The following is a 19,920-nucleotide window of genomic DNA, read 5'->3' on the forward strand; positions in this document are numbered from 1 at the left end:
ATATTCTGTTTTTAAAATGTAATATTTACTCCCACTCTCACGGTACGTGCCAACGGATAGCTGTTATAGTTCACCTTAGATACCGATTCACTTCCCTGTGCGCTTGCATCGGGGTCAAATCCGTCATAACTGGTAAAGGTAGCTACGTTATCGATAGCGCCGTAAACCTGTAAAGATTGGATAACGTTATTCTTCTTGATAGGTACATCGTAATTGATGTTGATGTTCTTGATACGGACAAACGATGCGTCGCATACGGTCATCGAGTTGATGGAATACTGTCCACCGTAGTTGGAAGGATTGACACCACTCGGATACTGGTTGCTCGGGTTGGTTTCTGTCCAACGGTTCAAGTAATACTTGGCGATACGGTTACGGTATTCGTTTGTCGGATAAAGAGATTCCAACACATTGGCATCCAGCGTACTGATACCGAATGTACCTTGCAGGAACACACTCAGTGACAAGCGTTTGTAACGAAGCGTATTCGTAAATCCGAATGTTGTGCTTGGAAAAGGTTTACCCAAGATGACACGGTCGTCCGAACTGATGACATTGTCGCCGTTCTGGTCTTTGAACTTCAAGTCGCCCGGATTGGCACTCGGCTGGGCTGAATGAGCGATATCATCATTCTTCTGGAAAATACCTTCCACCTCATATCCATAGAAAGAATAAATCGGGTCGCCTACACGTGTGATTTCATAACCGGAAACAAAACTACCGATACTACCTGTAATCAGTTCCGGCATGAAGTCCGGCAATTCCATTACTTCATTCTTCAACAGAGAAAGGTTCAATGAAGATTCCCATCCCCAGTTCCGGTTATCGATGTTCACCGTATTCAATGTCAGATCAATACCGGAGTTACGCACCTTACCGGCGTTCACCTTCACACTACTGAAACCGATAGCCGATGGCAACGGCTTGTCGAACAGCTGGTCTTTCGTATCACGCATATAGAAATCCAACGATCCTGTAATCCGGTTATTGAAGAAACCGAAATCGATACCTACGTTGGTTTCGGCAGTAGTCTCCCACTTCAGGTCGGCATTCGGCAGACGAGCCTCAACGACACCTTGCGACAACGAATTTCCGAATACGGCAGAACCACCGGCAATCAAAGTCTGGATAGTCTGGTAGTTACTGATACCCTGATTACCCAACTGACCATAACCTACACGGAGTTTCAGATCGCTCACCTTATCAAAACGTTTCATGAACGGCTCTTCTGAAATACGCCATGCCAATGCAACAGAAGGGAAGAATGCGTATTTATGTTCATCGGAGAAACGGGAAGTACCATCGTAACGGAACGAAGCGGTAAGCAGGTAGCGGTTCTTGTAGTCATAGTTGATACGTCCCAGAAAACCGTTCAGACGATTACGTTCTTTGAACGAGTATACATCATCACCGTTCAGGTTATCACCGCCGTGCATGTTGTTGGCACCGGTAATGTCAGAAAGGAAACCCTTGGCCGTACCATTAATGTATTCAGACATGAATTGCTCGAAAGTTGCACCAGCCAGAACGGTCAGGTTATGGGTATCATTGAAATTCTTCTTGTACGACAACAGGAATTCGGCCAGCCATTGGGTACTTTCACCGCTTTTCTTTTCGGCCGTACCACCCGTAGCCAGACCATTCATGGTATCGCGGCCACGGTAAGTCTGGGTAGAATAAGAATCAATGGTAGCTCCCAAACGGATAGTGGCAACCAAATCCTTCAACGGTTCAATTTCGGTAGTGAATGTACCGTATGCATTGTTACGGTGTTCTTCAGGAGATACTCCATACAACAAGGCCAACGGATTATCCAAGGCAATGTAGCTGTTCTGGTAATAACGGCCTGTTTCCGGATCCTTACCTACCGGAAGAGTCGGGTCGAATTGCAGAGCCGAGTTGATAGGACCTGCATTTTCATTGGTACCCTGCATGTTTTCATAGATGGAATTTCCATCCTTGCGGGTAAAGTTCATGTTTGCCTTGAAACGCAGGAAAGACTTCGGAGAGAAATTCATGTTTGCTCTTACATTGTATTTCTTCAGATTAGAAGTCTTCACAACTCCCTGCTGGTCGAAATAATTCAAGCCCAAATAATAGTCACTCTTTTCACCACCACCAGAGATAGCCAGCTGGTAAGTTTGTACCGGAGCGCCCTTGCGGAAAATTTCATCCTGCCAGTTAGTTCCTTCGCCTACCGCCGCAATCTGAGCATCAGTATAAATAGGACCATCCGAGCTGCCGGAAGCTATGCGCAATGCATTCAGTGTTTCCATATATTCCTGTCCGTTCAGCATTTCTATTTGTTTCGCTACAGACTGGAAACCGACTTCAGCGCCAAAACGTACTGAAATTTCCCCTTTCTTACCACTCTTGGTTGTAATCAATACGACACCGTTTGCCGCACGCGTACCATAAATGGCAGCTGCCGAAGCATCCTTCAGTACTTCAATGGATTTGATATCACTCGGATTGATAGACGAAGGGTCTACTCCCGGAAGTCCATCGACTACTACCAATGCCGCATTACTACTATTGATAGAACCTGCACCACGAATCTGAATCTTGGTAGACGCACCTGGTGCCGAACTGGTCTGGCTGACGTTTACACCGGCTGCCTTACCGTTAATCATCTGAAAAGCGTTGGTGTTGACCCCTTCGGTAAATTTACCTTCGCCTACAGAAACTACTGAACCAGTGATGTCCTGTTTCTTCTGTGTACCATAACCTACTACAACCACTTCATCCAGCACTTCATTATCTTCCATCAGGACTATATTGAACTGCTTTTTCACACCGTCCATAACGATGTCCTGAGATTTGTATCCTACATAAGAAACAGAAATGACTTCTCCCTTAGATACACGGTCCAGTACAAAACGGCCGTCCAAATCAGTAATCACACCATTCGATGTATTCTGCACTACAACACTGGCTCCGATAATAGGCTCACCCGACTTATGGTCGGTCACACTTCCGGAGACCTTGAATTGCTGGGCAAAGACAAAACTCACCGACAGCAAAAAAAAGAAAATTGAAAATAATCTTTTCATCAGTTAGATTTTTAAGTTAAACAAGTAGATTTTTTCGTTACCCAAAAGTACCGAATCTGACTCACAGAAGGCATACATGTTCTTTTCAGTTTTCATGCATATTTAATTCAATCTGCCTCAAACCCCGTTGAAAACGGTTTTTTCTATTGTTTTTTTGAAAAAATAGTCGTTGCTTTGTATAAAATCCAAACCTCTCTATGAAAAGACACATTACTTCATTATATTATATCCTGGCAGGTATACTCTGCTGGATAATCCCTTTACAAGCCTACTCTTTTTTTAACGAGGACTTCCGTATCCTGACCATCCAGAACGGACTGGCCGACAACAAGGTGAATTGCATTTTCCGTGATGCGGACGGTTTCATGTGGTTCGGAACAGATTTCGGCTTCAGCATCTATAATGGAAGCAGTTTCAAGAATTTTACAATCACAGATTCCAACAATCACATCGAGTCTATCCATCAGCTTACTCCACAATGCATCGGAATTCTGACCGAAGAAGAACTTTATGCCTTCAATCTGGAACAGGAAGAGTTTATACCGATTGAGAATATCGAACCGCATACACGGATAAGCGGGATTCATTCCACCAATGACAATACCTGCTGGTTACTGACCGATAAAGCCTTGTTTCACGGACGTCTTCATATCCAGAAAACAGCCGAAGGAAAAATCAAGTCACTCCGGTTCGAAACTTTCAAACGGAAAAAACTACAAGACATTACCACAGGAAGCGTAACCTGCTACAGCTTTTATCCAGAATTGTCGTCCCTGTACCTGACAGACAACAAGGCTCATCTCATCCGGTATAACCTACAAACCGACCGGATTGATAAACAGATATCCATTCCAGAACTGCCCGGAAGCGTAACCCAATTGTTCAAACAAGGAAAATACCTGTGGATAAGTACCATCTCGAAAGGAGTGATACGCTATAATGAACAAGCAGAACAACTGGAACACTTCACTTACGACACTCCGAATCCAGACCTGCATATTTCGCATACGGATATCTATGCCATTGTGCCCATCGGTAACCAGCGGCTATTGCTTCCTACATGGAACGGCTATACCCTTCTCACCTCTGAAGACGGAACCTTTGACACTCCTCAAATCAGTATCTTCAACAATGCGAGCCTGACCAACCAACACATAGAGCCACGTATGATCTGTGCGTATTGCGATGCAAACAATATCTTATGGATGGGTACTTATGGAGGAGGAGTACTCGTTTCGGACCTACGCCAGCAAGCCGTCCATCAGTTCCGCCAGAACCGACACAATGAAATCAATGGAATCACTACAGACAACAAAGGATACCTTTGGATGACTACTTACCACAAGGGATTGATGAAAAGCAAGGCTCCCATCTCTTCCTCAATACCAGACTTCGACTATCTGGATAACCCTGTAGAAAACAATCATACCACAGCACTCTGCATTTATAAAGATACTACCCGTCAGGAAATATGGGTAGGCAGACAGGACGGACAAATCACCATTCAACCACTAAACGGCCATCCAAGCCGGAACATCATACTCTTACCGGATGGAAAGGAAAGCAAGGCAGCTATCTGGCGTATTCTGAAAGACAAGAAAGGAAACTTCTGGATTGGGACAGACCGTTCTCTGTTGTGTTACCACCCGGAAAATCAGGAATGCCACCGGCTTTCTGTTGCCAATGAACCGTCAAAAAACCTGGTAGTAAGAAGCCTGATAGAAGATTACGACGGAAATATCTGGTTAGGTACAGAATATAACGGATTGGGAAAAGTAACCGGAGACCGTATCCAGCTAGGTTATGGTACTTCCTATAAGCTCCAGAATGCTTCCGTACGCTCCCTGCTGGTCACTTCCGATGGAGAATTATACATCGGTTCTACCACCGGACTGGCCATCATGAACCTCAAAAACGAAACCATAACCGATTTCTTTACCACCCGTAACGGACTGGTCAATAATTTTATCGGATGTTTGCTACAGGACCGGAACGGACACATCTGGGTAGGCTCTAATTCCTGCATATCACGTTATAGCCGGAAACAGAAACTGTTCTATCATTATTTCCTCTCGGGAAGCAATAGCTCAGTCTATGCCTACAACCAATACCTGTTCTGGGGAAATAACCGAAACCTGACCTATTTCTGTCCGGAAAAGATAGACCACATACAAACGGGCGAACCGGTTGCCATACACACCTTGGAAATCGGGAATAAAGCGGTAGAAATAGGCGAACGTATTAACGGACAAACCATATTGACGAAAAACCTGTACCATACACGTACACTCAGACTCAACCACGACAACCGCAACTTTTCACTCGGATTCAACAGCTTATCGTATACAAACCAGTATCAGAAAGTACGTTACCGCCTTTATCCTTATCAGCACGAATGGATAGTGACCGACAACCAACAGAAGGTTTCATATACCAACCTGCAACCGGACACTTATTCCTTTCAGATACAGAACATGTATCCTAACGAACAGGTAGGCCCTCTGACAGAACTGGAAATCACCATATTACCACATTGGAGCGAAACATGGTGGTTCCGGCTTATTATCGGAGCCATGATACTGATACTGATTTTCAGAATGGTCCGCTATTTCAAGTTGAGACAGGCACGTTTCAAACGCGTCATGGAGCTGAAACACGAAGTCCTTGCAGCCCATCTGGAACGGGACAAAGAAAAACAGATTCGTATGGAACGTGAAAACTTCTTTACAAATACCGCCCATGAACTCCGTACTCCTCTGACTCTGATTCTTTCTCCTCTACAGGAAATACTCGGCAAAATCAATCCACAAGATGAATTGTACCAGAAATTAAGTCTGATTTACCGGAACGGTACATCCCTCCATACCCTGGTCGACCAGCTATTATATGTACAGAAGATTGAAGCAGGAATGGTAAAACTTCGCCTCTCAAAAGCCGATATCAACATATTGGCCAAAGAAACCTGCCAGACTTTCCAGGAATTGGCTGCCAGCAAAGAAATCCAGCTGACCATGGATATACCTCAGCAACCGTATATACTCTGGATAGATACGGAAAAGATAGTTTCCGCCCTTCGGAATCTGGTATCAAACTCATTAAAATATATAGAGAAACAAGGGAAAGTAAGTATGCATATCCGGCAAGTAGAAATAGACAATACTCCTTTTTGCCGTATCGAAGTAACCGACAACGGAGTTGGTATTCCCGAAGAACTTCAGGAACATATCTTCGACTCCTTCATTACCGGACCGAACACCCCACAATTCTCCAGCAAGACAGGAATCGGCCTGCACATTGTCAAGCACACCATGGAACTCCATCACGGTACGGTCACCTTCCAAAGCAAACCGGGAGAAGGTTCTACATTTACCCTGCTCATTCCGGAAGGAAAGGCACATTTCCAGGCCGACAAATCCATTTATTTGCCGGAAGAAACCCCTGTCCGGACATCGTATCCGGAAAATCAGGGGCAGGAATACACATCCGGAAAAGTTCAGGTTGCCCAACCTGCCGCCAAACAAAGCCTGCTCATCATCGAAGACAATACAGACATGCGCTCTTTCATCTCCAGCATCTTCGAAAAGGATTTCAAAATATTCGAAGCATGCAACGGAGAAGAAGGTATACAGCTGGCCAAAGAACACATGCCGGCTCTCATCATCTGCGACCTGATGATGCCTGTCAAAGACGGTATCTCCTGTAGCCGTGAAATCAAGGAAAATCCGCAGACCACCCATATTCCCATCATCATCCTGACCGCCAAGGCCGAAGATACCGATATACTGGAAGCTACACAAACAGGCGTAGACGATTATGTCATGAAACCCTTCAACCCGGAAATTCTGGCCACGAAGGTAAAAAACCTGATTACCCAACGGGAACGGTTGAAACGCATCTACACCAAATCACTGATGTTGAACAACCGCTCTTCGTCAGACGAAACATCAGAAACAGATACGTTTGTCCGACAAGTCATCCACGTGATAGAAACCAACCTATCGGACGAAAGTTTCAATGTAAAGAAATTGGCCGATGAACTACACATGAGCCAGCCTACCCTTTACCGGAAACTGAAGCAAGTCACTCCACTGAGTGCCATCGACATGATTCGTAGTATCCGTATGAGTAAGGCCGCCACCCTGATTCTGGAGCATAACTATTCTATACAGGAAATAGCGGAAATGGTCGGTTATAGCGACACACGAACTTTGCGAAAACATTTCACGGAACAATTCGGTACTTCACCGTCCCAGTTCGTCGAGAAGGAAGAAGTCCGGAAACTCCATAAAGACTCCCCCGTCCCTCCAGCGAGTTGAGCCACAAGCTAACGAATCCGGCCTGTAAAGCGAATATTTGCTCCGACTTTACGGGCCGGAAAACACAACACAGAGAATTCCAGACGATTCGGAACAATGATTCCATAAAAAAGGAGACCGTAATACCAAATTAAATCCGTACCTTTGCCGGCTGGAAAACAACCTTTAATACAGATTGCTATGATGGAAACGATGTACCATACATTACTTTATGCCATGCCGGTTCTGGCGGTCATAGTCTTTATCGCACTTTTCTTTGTCAAAGCGGGATATGGCATCTTCCAGAGCCGACAATGGGGAATCAGTCTTCCCAACAAAGTGGGATGGGTCCTCATGGAGTGTCCCGCATTTCTGATGATGCTCTTCTTCTGGCTCCAGTCGCCCGCCCGCTCGTCTTCGGTGCTGCTGAGCTTCTTCCTCCTGTTCGAACTGCATTACTTCCAGCGTTCGTTCATCTTCCCCATGCTGATGAAAGGAAAAAGCCGGATGCCGATAGCCATCACCGCCATGGGAGTGCTGTTCAACGTCATCAATACCTTCCTGATAGGGTATGACCTGTTCTACCTCCATGCCTCTACATATACGGAAGCGTGGTTCACCACTCCTTCCTTCATCGGCGGATGCCTCTTGTTCTTCGGCGGCATGGGTATCAACCTGCATGCCGACCACATTATCCGTAATCTCCGTCCGGCAGGAGACACCCGTCATTACCTGCCCCAGAAAGGAATCTATCACTATGTCACTTCAGGGAACTATTTCGGCGAACTGGTGGAATGGACAGGATTTGCCCTCCTTACCCAGTCTACCGCCGCCTGGATTTTCGTACTCTGGACCTTCGCCAACCTGGCTCCGCGCGCTTATGCCATCCGGAACCGCTACCGCGAAGAATTCGGAAGAGAAGCCGTAGGCAGCCGCAAATGCCTGATTCCCTATATTTTCTAACACCCCGATTATCATGAAAGAATCTATTCTGTTCACCCCCGGAAAAATCGGTCCGCTGACACTCCGGAACCGGACTATCCGTTCGGCCGCCTTCGAGAGTATGTGTCCCGGCAACAAACCGTCCAAAGAATTGTTGGATTATCACCACTCCGTAGCCGCCGGAGGTATCGGCATGACTACCGTAGCCTACGCCGCCGTAACCCGTAGCGGCCTTTCGTTCGACCGCCAGCTCTGGATGCGTCCGGAAATCGTACCGGAACTCCGCGAGCTGACCGATGCCGTCCACCGCGAAGGAGCGGCCGTCAGCATCCAGTTGGGACATTGCGGAAACATGTCGCACAAGGCCATTTGCGGTGAGACTCCCGTAGGAGCCAGCACCGGCTTCAACCTTTACTCTCCCACCTTCGTCCGCGGATTGCGGAAGGATGAACTCGCTCCGATGGCACGTGCCTACGGCGATTCGGTCCGTCTGGCCCGCGAAGCCGGTTTCGATGCCGTAGAAATCCATGCCGGACACGGCTACCTCATCAGCCAGTTCCTCTCTCCTTACACCAATCACCGGAAAGACGAATTCGGCGGAAGTCTGGAAAACCGCATGCGGTTCATGGACATGGTGATGGACGAAGTGATGAAAGCGGCCGGAAACGACATGGCCGTACTGGTCAAGATGAACATGCGCGACGGATTCAAGGGAGGAATGGACATCGACGAAAGCCTCCAGGTGGCCAAACGGTTGGTGGACGACGGCGCCCAGGCCCTGGTACTCAGCGGAGGATTCGTAAGCAAAGCCCCGATGTACGTCATGCGGGGAACCATGCCTATCAAGACCATGACCCACTACATGACCTGCTGGTGGCTGAAATGGGGCGTACGCATGGCCGGAAGAATGATGATACCGACCATCCCCTTCAAGGAAGCCTATTTCCTGGAAGACGCCCTCCGCTTCCGCAAGGAGATTACCCAAATCCCGCTGGTTTACGTAGGCGGACTGGTGGCACGCGAGAAGATAGACGAAGTATTGAACGACGGATTCGAGTTTGTGCAGATGGGACGTGCCCTGCTGAACGAGCCGGGCTTCGTCAACCGGATGAAAGCGGAAGGCATGGCCCGGTGCAATTGCAAGCATAGCAACTATTGCATCGCCCGCATGTATACCCTGGATATGGCCTGCCACCAGCACCTGAAAGAGACATTACCGGCATCGCTACAGAAAGAAATTGACCAGCTGGAAAAGGAGGCCGACCGATGAAAAAGACCGCCATCATTACCGGTGCCGACGGAGGCATGGGTACGGAAATCACCCGTGCCGTCGCCATGGCCGGCTACCATGTCATCATGTTGTGCTACACGGCATTCCGCGGCGAAGAACGAAGAAGCCAACTGATACTGGATACGAAGAACGAAGACATCGAAGTCATGCAGGTAGACCTCTCCTCGATGGACAACATCGTGGAAGTGGCCCAACGGATATCCGCCAAGGAAACCAGCGTCGACCTGCTGATGAACAATGCCGGTACCATGCGCACCCACTTCAGCCAGACCGAAGACGGATTCGAATATACCGTAGCGGTGAACTACCTGGCTCCTTTCCTGCTGACCCACCGCCTGCTTCCGCTCATGCACGCCGGCACACGGATTGTCAACATGGTATCGTGCACCTATGCCATCGGAAAAATCGGTCCGCACTTCTTCACCCACGGAAAGGAAGGAAGTTTCTGGCGCATTCCCATCTATAGCAACACCAAACTGGCCCTCTGGCTATTCACGTGCAGGCTGGCCAGAAAGCTGAAAGACAAGGGAATCACCGTCAACGCAGCCGATCCGGGCATCGTGTCGACCAACATCATCAGCATGGACATGTGGTTCGACCCCCTGACCGATGTCCTGTTCCGTCCCTTCATCCGTACCCCCCGGCAAGGAGCCGATACGGCCATCCGCCTGTTGCTGGAACCCGACCTGGAGGGAGTGACCGGACAAATGTTTGCAAGCGGCAAACCACGGAAGCTGAAGGAAAAGTACCTGAACCATCCGCAGGAAGAAAGCGTATGGACCGATACGGAAAAACTTCTGCAACCTTTCCTGACTACCGTAAAGAAAGAACCGGACCGGAACGAATAACCCCGGCTACCGATATTCCCACAAGCCCTCGTCCCATCCCTGACACAAACCGATGGAACGAGGGCTTTTTCCGTTATCTCCGCCACTCGGACAAAAGCCCGGAACCTTCCGGTCCAAAATACTTAATTTTTGGTCTATTCTTCATCATCACTCGTCAAGTGAATTTCGAACCGCTCGAAAAATGACGGATTATGAAATAAAAACAGGTAAAAAAACTAGTCTATATTTCATTTTTCTTATTTTTGTAAAATCAAATTCTTAATGAAGTTCACCTATGGATAAAGAACTGCCGAAAATAGACTTGCCGGAAGACTGGTTGGCCGGAACAGACATCAACAAAGAGCTGCTTGGACTGTATACCAATTTTCCGGTCAGGTTGAAATGCGAAGTTTTTGTACTTTGTATCGAAGGGACGGTAGAAGCCACACTGAACCTGAACAAAATCCAGGTATATCCGCATAGTCTGGTAACGCTGCCACCTGGAAGCATCTTCCAGGTCAACAGCATCGAAGGAGAGCTGAAGATTTACATCCTCGGATTCTCCTCGCAATACATCGAAGAGAACCAGCATTCCCACTTTTTGCTTGATACCATGTACCATACCTTGGGAAAACCCGTCTGTTCGCTGAACGAGAAAGGAGTGCAAATAGCGGAAAGTTATTTCAAGCTGATGATTGACCTTTACGAGAACCTGCCCGATAAGGCCAAAAAGGAAGTAGCCTTCAACCTCTATTCTGACATACACAAAGGGATTTCCCTGCTGTATCAAAGCATCAGCAACGAACGGGCCAACTTGTCGAAAAGCGAAATGATTTGCCGGAACTTCGGCCAGCTGGTCATCCAGCACTACCAGAACAACCGCAACGTATCCTGGTACGCCGAAAAACTCGGTATCTCGCACGCCCACCTCTGCACCATCGTGAAGCAGATTACCGGACATACGTGCGTGGAAATCATCGCGTCGATGGTCATCATGGATGCCAAATCGCAATTGAAGTCGACGAACCTCTCCATCCAGGAGATTTCCGATTCACTCAATTTCGCCAACATGTCGTTCTTCGGCAAATACTTCAAACGGAACGTAGGAATGAGTCCGTTGGAATACAGGAACAAGGGATAACCCCAGCTAGAGTCATTCACTTAAACAGATACACACACATGAATTACAAGCCTTTATTATACGCTTTTCTGCTCGGTAGCGCATCCGTTTCCTGCATCCGCGAAGAGGCGCCCAATGCCGAAGCGGACATTACGGGTTGCACCTTGCCGGGCAACGTCCTGATACAGGACTCCATCGATGTCGATGTATCGTACGATGAGTCCCTGAATGCCTACCCCATCTACGTGCAGGTAAAGAAAGGAACAGACTGCTCGCAACTGGCTCCTACATTTACACTCACACCGGGAGCCACCATCGAGCCCGCGAGCGGAAGTGTACAGGACTTCACTTCGCCCGTACGCTACACGGTCACTTCCGAAGACGGACAATGGCACCGCACCTATTCCATCAGTATCGAAGAGGAAAAGGTGAAGGAAATCCCTACCACCTTCCATTTCGAGGACACACGGACAGAGAACGGCTATTATGTGTTCTATGAGACGAGCGGAACCCAGGAACTGACCTGGGCGAGCGGAAACGGAGGGTTCCGCCTGGCAATAAACGATGCCGAACCGTCCGAATACCCTACGACACTGGAAGAAAAAGGCTTCTCGGGGAAATGTGCCAAACTGGTAACCCGGACCACCGGAAGCCTGGGAGCCATGGTAGGCATGCCTATCGCCGCCGGAAACCTTTTCATCGGGAAATTCAACCTCAGCAACGCGCTCAGCAACTCATTGAAAGCAACGCAACTAGGTGTGGAATTCTACCACAAGCCGCTGAAGCTGAAAGGGTATTATAAATATACCCCGGGGAACCAGTTCTATGAAAACGGAGGGTATACCAACCGGAAAGACCAGTTCGACATCTACGCCATCTTTTACGAGAACAAGGACGAGAACGGCCAATCGGTCATGCTGGATGGCACTTTGCCGCTGGCAAACTTCGTACACCCCAACCTGGTAGCACTGGCCCAATACAAAGATACGCAGGTACTCAACTCCTGGCAACCTTTCGAAATGACCTTCGATTATGACCGCTACGGGAAAAGCGTAGACTTGGACCGGTTGAATGCCGGAGACTATAACATTTCCATCGTCATCTCCTCCAGTAAAGACGGGGCCACCTTCGAGGGAGCACCCGGAAGTACACTTTGGATAGACGAAATGAGCATCATTTATGAATAACCCCGACGAATGCCTATGAAAAAGAAATGGATAACCTGTATGCTGCTGGCTATGGCCGCCGCAGGCGTACAGGCACAGAACCCCAAAGAAATACTGAGACAGACCCGAGAGAACGGTTGGGAATTCGACTTGAAAGCCGGTATCAACATCGGCGGATTCTCTCCCCTGCCGCTTCCGGTAGAAATCCGGAGCATAGACAGCTATAACCCGACACTGGCCGTACAACTGGGAGTAGATATCACCAAATGGATAGACAGCTCACGGACGTGGGGAGTCAGCACCGGATTACGCTTCGAGAACAAGAACATGACCACACGGGCCACCGTCAAGAACTATGGCATGGAAATCATTGGCGGAGACGGCAACCGGATGAAAGGAAACTGGACGGGAGGAGTACGCACCAAGGTACAGAACACTTACCTGACCCTACCGGTACTGGCCAGCTGGAAAGCATCACCACGCTGGAGTCTGCATGCCGGTCCATACTTCTCGTACCTGCTGGACGGAACTTTCTCCGGAGATGTCTATGACGGATACCTCCGCGAAGGAAACCCGACCGGCGATAAAATCAACTTTACCAACGGAGCTGTGGCAACCTACGACTTCAGCGAACATGAACGTAAGTTCCAATGGGGAATACAGGTAGGAGCCGACTGGAAAGCATTCAGCCACCTGAAGGTATATACCCATCTCACCTGGGGATTGAACGACCTGTTCGAAAAAGATTTCCAGACCATAACCTTCGCCATGTATCCCATCTATCTGAATCTGGGATTCGGCTATACATTCTGAAACTTCCCCCCCCCTTCCAAGACTAACTTATCTAAAAAACAATAGCGCCACTACGGAACACTATCCGTAAGTGGCGCCTGGGTTTGCATATCAGCCTCCGGAAAATATCACATCCTCCGAAAGGCTTTCTTCAAGGAATATATAGGCTTTTACTTCTGGAAGTTCACTCCCACTTCCATGTTGGTTGTACCTGCAATGACATCAGGCAACTGTTCCAGAACCGGACCTACCATGCCAGCCATCGCTCCCATCGTAGGATCGTTGGCTACCATATCCATTATCTGCTGGAGGAAAGCCTCATCCTGGAACATCGGAGCCAATGCCTCCAGCAACGGAAGCAAAACATCTGTTCCCAGATAAACCTTCATGTTATTGTCTTCGATGACATACTTCATCGGAACTCCCTGTGAAAGCATCGGAAGAACAACAGGCATCAGGTTTGCCAGAATATCACTGGTAGTAGAACGGCTCAAACGTGAGTTCTGGATATTGGCCATAATCTGAGACGGATTCAGGTAAAGCTGCAAACTCCCGGCATTGGCGGTATATTGAGCCATGTTCAACGGAGATGTTGCCCACTCGGCATCGGTCATGTTCTTCTTGTACTCGGCCGTAATGTTACCGTCGGCATTGAAAGTTACCGAATGGAACACCTGAGTCAAGGCGCCGTTTACACTCTGATCGCCCAGCAAAGGCAAACGCAATGCCATTTCTACAATGGTAGAGACAGGCAAAGCATATCCCGGCATAATAGTAATATCCTTCGAAGATTCCCAAACAAAATGAATAGGAATACTCTGATAAGTAACATCATCGAAAGGAACCACCGTCCAGGTTGTATTGGTCAAATCATTGGCCGGCATTGTTACATTCAGATTCAGAGTCAAGCCTCCTTCGCTGGCAGAACCATCGTAAGCAATCGTACAACCGTCCTGTTCCGTAGTTCCTTCGAAAGAAACTTCATCACCCGAAACGGTGAGGTCAACCGTCAGATTGGTGGTCGTCTGACCCGGAATCACACCCGGAGCAGCCAAAGTAGCCGAAGCATTTTCCCGGCTGTTCATCAGACCAGTAAAGGAAGAAAGGTCCAGCACACCAGAAATGGTCAGCGTAGCCTTCGAACCGTCATTGGCATCGGGAGCAAACACTACCTGTTTTCCCAAAACCGGCTGACCGCTATAAGTCAATACCAGTCCACTGGCATCTGTGTAGGTAGTCTGAGCTATCGGACATATTACGACTTCATCCGTAGTGGGGTCGTCGTCATCGCTACAAGAGGTAAAGAAACCTCCGCAAGCCAAACCTGCCATCAGGCAGAATAATAATCTTTTCTTCATAAATCTAGAAATGTTTAGTTATACGCATTAGCTATCAGCCGCAAAATAAGGCCTTATTTTTCAAACAGCCAAGGTCTATTTTTAGGCTTTATGGCTTATTCTTTAGAATACAAAGCGTAAAACTACCAATAAGCGCATCAAATATAGTCTTTTTTTTAATAGCAAACGGAATAGAAACAAAAATTTTACCACATGACGGCAAAAAAAATTTTATATCCGATAAAAAAAATCCTATAACTGACCCGAAAAAAAGAAAATTGCAAGATTCTCAGGAAATAACTACCCTGAAACCTTTCACTATCTCTCCAAAACCAGAATGAGGCTCGGAAGAGTCAAACTTGAAAAACTTTGTTTTTCGTTTGCCTCTCCACTCGCCTTTCACTATCTTTGTCGCTTCGCAAGCAAATGACTTACAGAAAAAACAGAAAACAATTATTTCTAAAAACCAATCATAACGACAATGAAAAAACTGAAAGTACTCGCACTGGCACTCATGTGTGCCGTCTTCTCGCCCTCCAAGGCCGATGAAGGAATGTGGCTGCTCCAGCTCATGCAGGAACAGAACCTGGCCGACCGGATGAAGGCACAGGGTCTGAAAATGGACATCGCAGACATCTATAATCCGGAAAAACTGACCCTGAAAGATGCCGTAGGTATCTTCGGAGGCGGATGTACCGGAGAAATCATCTCGCCGAACGGACTAATTCTGACCAACCACCATTGCGGTTACGATGCCATCCAGCAACACAGCTCGGTAGAACACGATTACCTAACCGACGGTTTCTGGGCTAAAAACTACGAAGAAGAACTCCCGACTCCGGGATTGAAGTTCCGCTTTGTAGAACGCATCATCGATGTAACCGACCGTGTGAACGAAGATATCCGCAAGGGTAAGATTGAAGAGGCCGCTTCTTTCGGCGCTCCTTATATAAAAAAGGTGGCCGACGAAACATTGAAGAAGAGTGACCTGAAGAAGGCACCGGGCATCAGCGCCATGGCCCTGCCGTTCTACGAAGGAAACCGTTTCTATGTGTTCTTCATCAAGACCTATACCGACGTGCGTATGGTAGCCGCTCCCCCTTCATCACTGGGTAAGTTCGGTGGCGAAACCGACAACTGGATGTGGCCGCGTCATACCTGCGACTTCTCCATGTTCCGTATCTACGCCGACAAGGACGGAAATCCGGCCGACTATAGCAAGGACAATGTACCTCTCCAGGTGAAGAAGTTCCTGCCTATCTCATTGAAAGGACTCCAGGAAGGCGATTACGCCATGATTATGGGATTCCCGGGAAGCACCAGCCGATACCTGACTGAAAGCGAAGTGAAACTCCGCATGGATGCCGTCAACACCCCGCGTATCGAAGTGCGTGAAGCCCGCCAGGGTGTGCTGAGCAAGGAAATGGCTGCCAGCGACAAGGTACGTATCCAGTATGCCAGCAAGTATGCCAGCTCTTCCAACTACTGGAAGAACTCCATCGGTATGAACAAGGCTATCGTCGACAACAAGGTATTGGAAACCAAGGCCGAACAGGAAGAACGTTTCCTGAACTTCGCGAAAGCGAAACAACATGCCGACTATCAGGGTGTAGTCCAGCAGATCAATGACTATGTAGCCCGCGTCATGCCGTTGCAGACTCAGTCTACTTACTTCAGCGAAGTATTCCGTGGCATCGAGTTCGAATCGGCCCACAAGGCATTCGCCGACCTGAAGGAAGCTCTCCAGAAAAACAAGAAGAAAGACATCGAAAAAGCCATCGAGACCTTGAAGGAACGCTTTGCCGAAGTACACAACAAGGATTACGACCACGAAGTGGACCGCAAGGTAGCTACTGTCCTCCTGCCGCTGTATGCCGAAAAGGTTCCTGCCGAAGCCTTGCCTGACTTCTACCAGACCATCAAGGAAAAATTCAACGGCGACTACAACGCCTACATCAAGGCCTTGTATGAAAATACCATCTTCGCCAACGAAAAGAACTTCAACGACTTCATTGCCAACCCGACCGTAGAAGCCATCGACAACGACCTGATGGTACAGTACTCTGCCGCCAAGGCAAAGACCGCCAAGGCTTTAGCCGACAAGCTGGACGAAGCAAGAGGTGACATCAACCTGCTGCACAAGACTTACGTACGCGGATTGTGCGAAATGTATGCGCCGACTCCCAAGGCTCCGGATGCCAACTTCACCATCCGTCTGACCTACGGTAACGTGAAGTCATACGACCCGAAAGACGGTGTACATTATAAATATTATACCACACTGAAAGGTGTCATGGAAAAAGAAGACCCGAACAACCCGGAATTTGTGGTTCCGGCCAAGCTGAAGGAATTGTACCAGGCCAAGAACTACGGCCGTTACGCCCTGCCGAACGGTGAAATGCCGACCTGCTTCCTGACTACCAACGACATCACAGGCGGTAACTCCGGTTCTCCGGTAATGAACGGCAACGGCGAGCTCATCGGTTGTGCCTTCGACGGTAACTGGGAATCATTGAGCGGCGACATCAACTTCGACAACAACCTGCAACGTTGTATCGCCGTAGATATCCGCTACGTCCTGTTCATCGTCGAGAAATTCGGCGGTTGCAAGAACCTTATCGACGAAATGAACATCATCGAATAATTGGAAATCCGCTTTTCCGTAAACGCATCTTACAGGCCTCTGTCGGGATTCCGGCAGGGGCCTGTTTGTTTCCGTCCGTTTTTTTGCTAATTTTGCAGACATCAGGCAAGAAATCAATCCAAAAACCTAAGTATATGATGAAGAAAACCCTTTTGACAACCCTATTTGCCACATGCGCCCTCACCGGATTCGCCGACGAAGGCATGTGGATGCTGACCGACCTGAAGAAGCAGAACGCCGCGGTCATGCAGGACATGGGCCTCGACCTGAGCATAGACGATGTGTATAGCCCCGAAGGCATCAGCCTGAAGGACGCGGTGGTACACTTCGGAGGCGGATGTACCGGCGAGGTCATCTCGGCCGAAGGGCTGGTGCTGACCAACCACCATTGCGGCTACGGCTATATCCAGCAGCACAGCTCGGTGGAACACGATTACCTGACCGACGGTTTCTGGGCCATGACCCGCGACGAGGAACTCCCGTGCGAAGGCCTGACCATCACCTACATCGACCGGATTCTGGACGTGACCGACTACGTGCAGGAACAGCTCAAGAAAGACAAGGACCCCGAAGGCCTGAACTACCTCTCTCCTTCCTACCTGGAGAAAGTGGCCGCCAGCTTCGCCAAGAAAGAGAAAATCAAGACCGACGAGTTCCATGTACTCGAACTGAAACCTTTCTACGGAGCCAACAAATATTACCTCTTCGTGAAGACCGTCTACAAGGACATCCGCATGGTAGGAGCACCTCCTTCATCCATCGGCAAGTTCGGCGCCGATACCGACAACTGGATGTGGCCCCGTCATTGCGGCGACTTCTCGATGTTCCGTATCTATGCCGCTCCCGACGGGAAACCGGCCAACTATAGCGCGCTCAACACACCGTTGAAGGTGAAACGCCACATCCCCATCAACCTGAACGGGGTGAAGGAAGGCGATTTCACGTTCGTCATGGGATTCCCCGGACGCAACTGGCGGTACATGATCAGTGACGAAGTGGAAGAACGGATGCAGACCACCAACTTCATGCGCGATACCGTGCGCGGTGTCCGCCTGAAAGTGATGGGCGAAGAAATGGCCAAGGACGCCAAGACCCGCATCCAGTATGCCGCCAAATACGCCTCATCGGCCAACTACTGGAAGAACGCCATCGGCATGAACGAGGGACTTGTCCGTCTGAAAGTACTCGACAAGAAGAAGGCACAGCAGGAAGCCTTGCTGGCCTACGGCAAGGAAACCGGTAACAATGCCTATCAGCAGGCTTACGAAACCATCCGCTCCATCGTGGCCAAACGCCGGGATGCCGTCTACCACCAGCAGGCTATCTACGAAGCCCTGATGCTGGGTACCGAGTTCTCGAAAATTCCGGATACCGAGAGCTTGCTCGAAGCTCTGAAGAGCGGCAAGAAAAAGGAGGTAGCAGAAGCGGTTACCGGGCTGAAGGAAGCCGGAACGAAGTATTTCAACAAGGACTATAGCTCGGCCGTCGACCGGAAGGTTTCGAAAGCCCTGCTGGCCGTTTATGCCCGTCTGATTCCATCGGCCCAACGCATCCGTATTTTCCAGACCATCGACCGGGAATTCGGTGGAGATACCGACGCCTTCATCGACGCTTGTTTCGACCGCTCCATCTTCCGCAACGCCGAGGCGCTGGAAGCCTTCCTGAACAATCCGACCGCCGAAGCACTGGAAAAAGACTTGATGGTGCAATATGCGAAATCCGTAGAAGAAGGTTACAAGGCTACCGGCGACGCCATGAAAGCCGAAACCGATGCCTACAACCTGGCACACAAGACCTGGGTAGCCGGCATGTTGGCCTTGAAGCAGAAGAACGGTGAACCCATCTATCCGGACGCCAACTCTACCCTGCGCCTCACCTACGGGAAAATCGGTTCCTACGAACCGGTGGACGGCAAGGAATACTTGTATTACACCACCCTGAAAGGGGTCATGGAAAAGGAAGACCCGGAAAATCCGGAGTTCGTAGTACCTGCCAAGCTGAAGGAATTGTATGAGAAAAAGGATTTCGGACCGTATGCCATGCCCGACGGACGGATGCCGGTCTGCTTCGCTACCGGAACCGACAACACCGGCGGTAATTCCGGCTCACCGGTCTTCAACGGCAAAGGCGAGCTCATCGGTACCGGATTCGACCGCAACTACGAAGGGCTGACCGGCGACATCGCCTACAATCCCCAGTTGCAACGTGCGGCCTGTGTAGATATCCGTTACATCCTCTTCGTCATCGACAAGTACGCGGGAGCCAAGCACCTGATTGACGAAATGACAATCATCCGCTAAACCTCCGATTACCGGATAAAAACAACAAGAGGGTGTGTCAAAACTAAAATGACTACTCCTCAAAGTTACAGATTGTAACTATAATATTTAAAAGGGTCGTATCAAACTCTGTATAGAGTAATGATACGGCCCTTTCTTTAGTCTTTTAGGATG

At 48.9% G+C, this 19,920-nt stretch carries 11 protein-coding genes; 9 read left to right on the plus strand and 2 right to left on the minus strand.

Annotation, left to right across the window (positions count from 1 at the left end; translation table 11 throughout):
- Positions 1–11: 11 nt before the first annotated feature.
- A complete protein-coding gene (locus tag C510_RS0101385; protein WP_018709547.1) occupies positions 12–3,053 on the minus strand; it encodes a SusC/RagA family TonB-linked outer membrane protein in 3,042 nt (1,013 codons plus the stop codon).
- A 197-nt stretch (positions 3,054–3,250) separates the two neighbouring features.
- Between C510_RS0101385 and C510_RS15935 the strand changes: the two genes are divergently transcribed.
- The 7 genes from C510_RS15935 to C510_RS0101420 all read left to right on the plus strand — a co-directional run bounded on the left by C510_RS15935 (position 3,251) and on the right by C510_RS0101420 (position 13,507).
- Entirely contained in the window at positions 3,251–7,369 is a 4,119-nt protein-coding gene (locus C510_RS15935) for a two-component regulator propeller domain-containing protein (RefSeq protein WP_018709548.1), read from the plus strand.
- Positions 7,370–7,549: 180 nt separating this feature from the next.
- Positions 7,550–8,311, plus strand: coding sequence for a DUF1295 domain-containing protein (locus tag C510_RS0101395; protein ID WP_018709549.1), 762 nt, complete (start codon positions 7,550–7,552; stop codon positions 8,309–8,311).
- Between the two features lie 13 nt (positions 8,312–8,324).
- Positions 8,325–9,560, plus strand: a complete 1,236-nt coding sequence (locus tag C510_RS0101400; RefSeq protein ID WP_018709550.1) for an NADH:flavin oxidoreductase — start codon at positions 8,325–8,327, stop codon at positions 9,558–9,560.
- Positions 9,557–10,429, plus strand: coding sequence for an SDR family oxidoreductase (locus C510_RS15940; protein WP_018709551.1), 873 nt, complete (start codon positions 9,557–9,559; stop codon positions 10,427–10,429). The genes C510_RS0101400 and C510_RS15940 overlap by 4 nt, the downstream gene beginning before the upstream one ends.
- A 274-nt stretch (positions 10,430–10,703) precedes the next feature.
- Positions 10,704–11,549, plus strand: a complete 846-nt coding sequence (locus tag C510_RS0101410) for a helix-turn-helix domain-containing protein (protein WP_018709552.1) — start codon at positions 10,704–10,706, stop codon at positions 11,547–11,549.
- Between the two features lie 38 nt (positions 11,550–11,587).
- Positions 11,588–12,715, plus strand: coding sequence for a PCMD domain-containing protein (locus C510_RS0101415; RefSeq protein ID WP_018709553.1), 1,128 nt, complete (start codon positions 11,588–11,590; stop codon positions 12,713–12,715).
- Between the two features lie 15 nt (positions 12,716–12,730).
- Entirely contained in the window at positions 12,731–13,507 is a 777-nt protein-coding gene (locus tag C510_RS0101420) for a porin family protein (protein WP_026320054.1), read from the plus strand.
- 149 nt (positions 13,508–13,656) lie between these two features.
- Here the strand turns inward: C510_RS0101420 and C510_RS0101425 are convergent, their stop codons facing one another.
- Positions 13,657–14,844 (minus strand): DUF4925 domain-containing protein, encoded by a 1,188-nt coding sequence (locus C510_RS0101425; protein WP_026320055.1) that lies wholly within the window; start codon positions 14,842–14,844, stop codon positions 13,657–13,659.
- 460 nt (positions 14,845–15,304) lie between these two features.
- On the opposite strand from C510_RS0101425, the gene C510_RS0101430 reads away from it, so the two are divergent.
- Together C510_RS0101430 and C510_RS0101435 are read left to right on the plus strand one after the other, a co-directional pair.
- Positions 15,305–17,467, plus strand: coding sequence for a S46 family peptidase (locus tag C510_RS0101430; protein ID WP_018709556.1), 2,163 nt, complete (start codon positions 15,305–15,307; stop codon positions 17,465–17,467).
- A 137-nt stretch (positions 17,468–17,604) separates the two neighbouring features.
- Positions 17,605–19,767, plus strand: coding sequence for a S46 family peptidase (locus tag C510_RS0101435; protein WP_026320056.1), 2,163 nt, complete (start codon positions 17,605–17,607; stop codon positions 19,765–19,767).
- Positions 19,768–19,920 lie beyond the last annotated feature (153 nt).

The organism is Phocaeicola barnesiae DSM 18169 = JCM 13652, assembly GCF_000374585.1.
In the GTDB taxonomy this organism is placed as follows: Bacteria; Bacteroidota; Bacteroidia; order Bacteroidales; family Bacteroidaceae; genus Phocaeicola; species Phocaeicola barnesiae.

Coding starts and splice junctions, on each gene's coding strand:
- C510_RS0101425 (WP_026320055.1), bottom strand. CDS start 14,844: ATGAAGAAAAGATTATTATTCTGCCTGATGGCAGGTTTGGCTTGCGGA.
- C510_RS0101395 (WP_018709549.1), top strand. CDS start 7,550: ATGATGGAAACGATGTACCATACATTACTTTATGCCATGCCGGTTCTG.
- C510_RS0101400 (WP_018709550.1), top strand. CDS start 8,325: ATGAAAGAATCTATTCTGTTCACCCCCGGAAAAATCGGTCCGCTGACA.
- C510_RS0101385 (WP_018709547.1), bottom strand. CDS start 3,053: ATGAAAAGATTATTTTCAATTTTCTTTTTTTTGCTGTCGGTGAGTTTT.
- C510_RS15940 (WP_018709551.1), top strand. CDS start 9,557: ATGAAAAAGACCGCCATCATTACCGGTGCCGACGGAGGCATGGGTACG.
- C510_RS0101430 (WP_018709556.1), top strand. CDS start 15,305: ATGAAAAAACTGAAAGTACTCGCACTGGCACTCATGTGTGCCGTCTTC.
- C510_RS0101420 (WP_026320054.1), top strand. CDS start 12,731: ATGAAAAAGAAATGGATAACCTGTATGCTGCTGGCTATGGCCGCCGCA.
- C510_RS0101415 (WP_018709553.1), top strand. CDS start 11,588: ATGAATTACAAGCCTTTATTATACGCTTTTCTGCTCGGTAGCGCATCC.
- C510_RS0101410 (WP_018709552.1), top strand. CDS start 10,704: ATGGATAAAGAACTGCCGAAAATAGACTTGCCGGAAGACTGGTTGGCC.
- C510_RS15935 (WP_018709548.1), top strand. CDS start 3,251: ATGAAAAGACACATTACTTCATTATATTATATCCTGGCAGGTATACTC.
- C510_RS0101435 (WP_026320056.1), top strand. CDS start 17,605: ATGAAGAAAACCCTTTTGACAACCCTATTTGCCACATGCGCCCTCACC.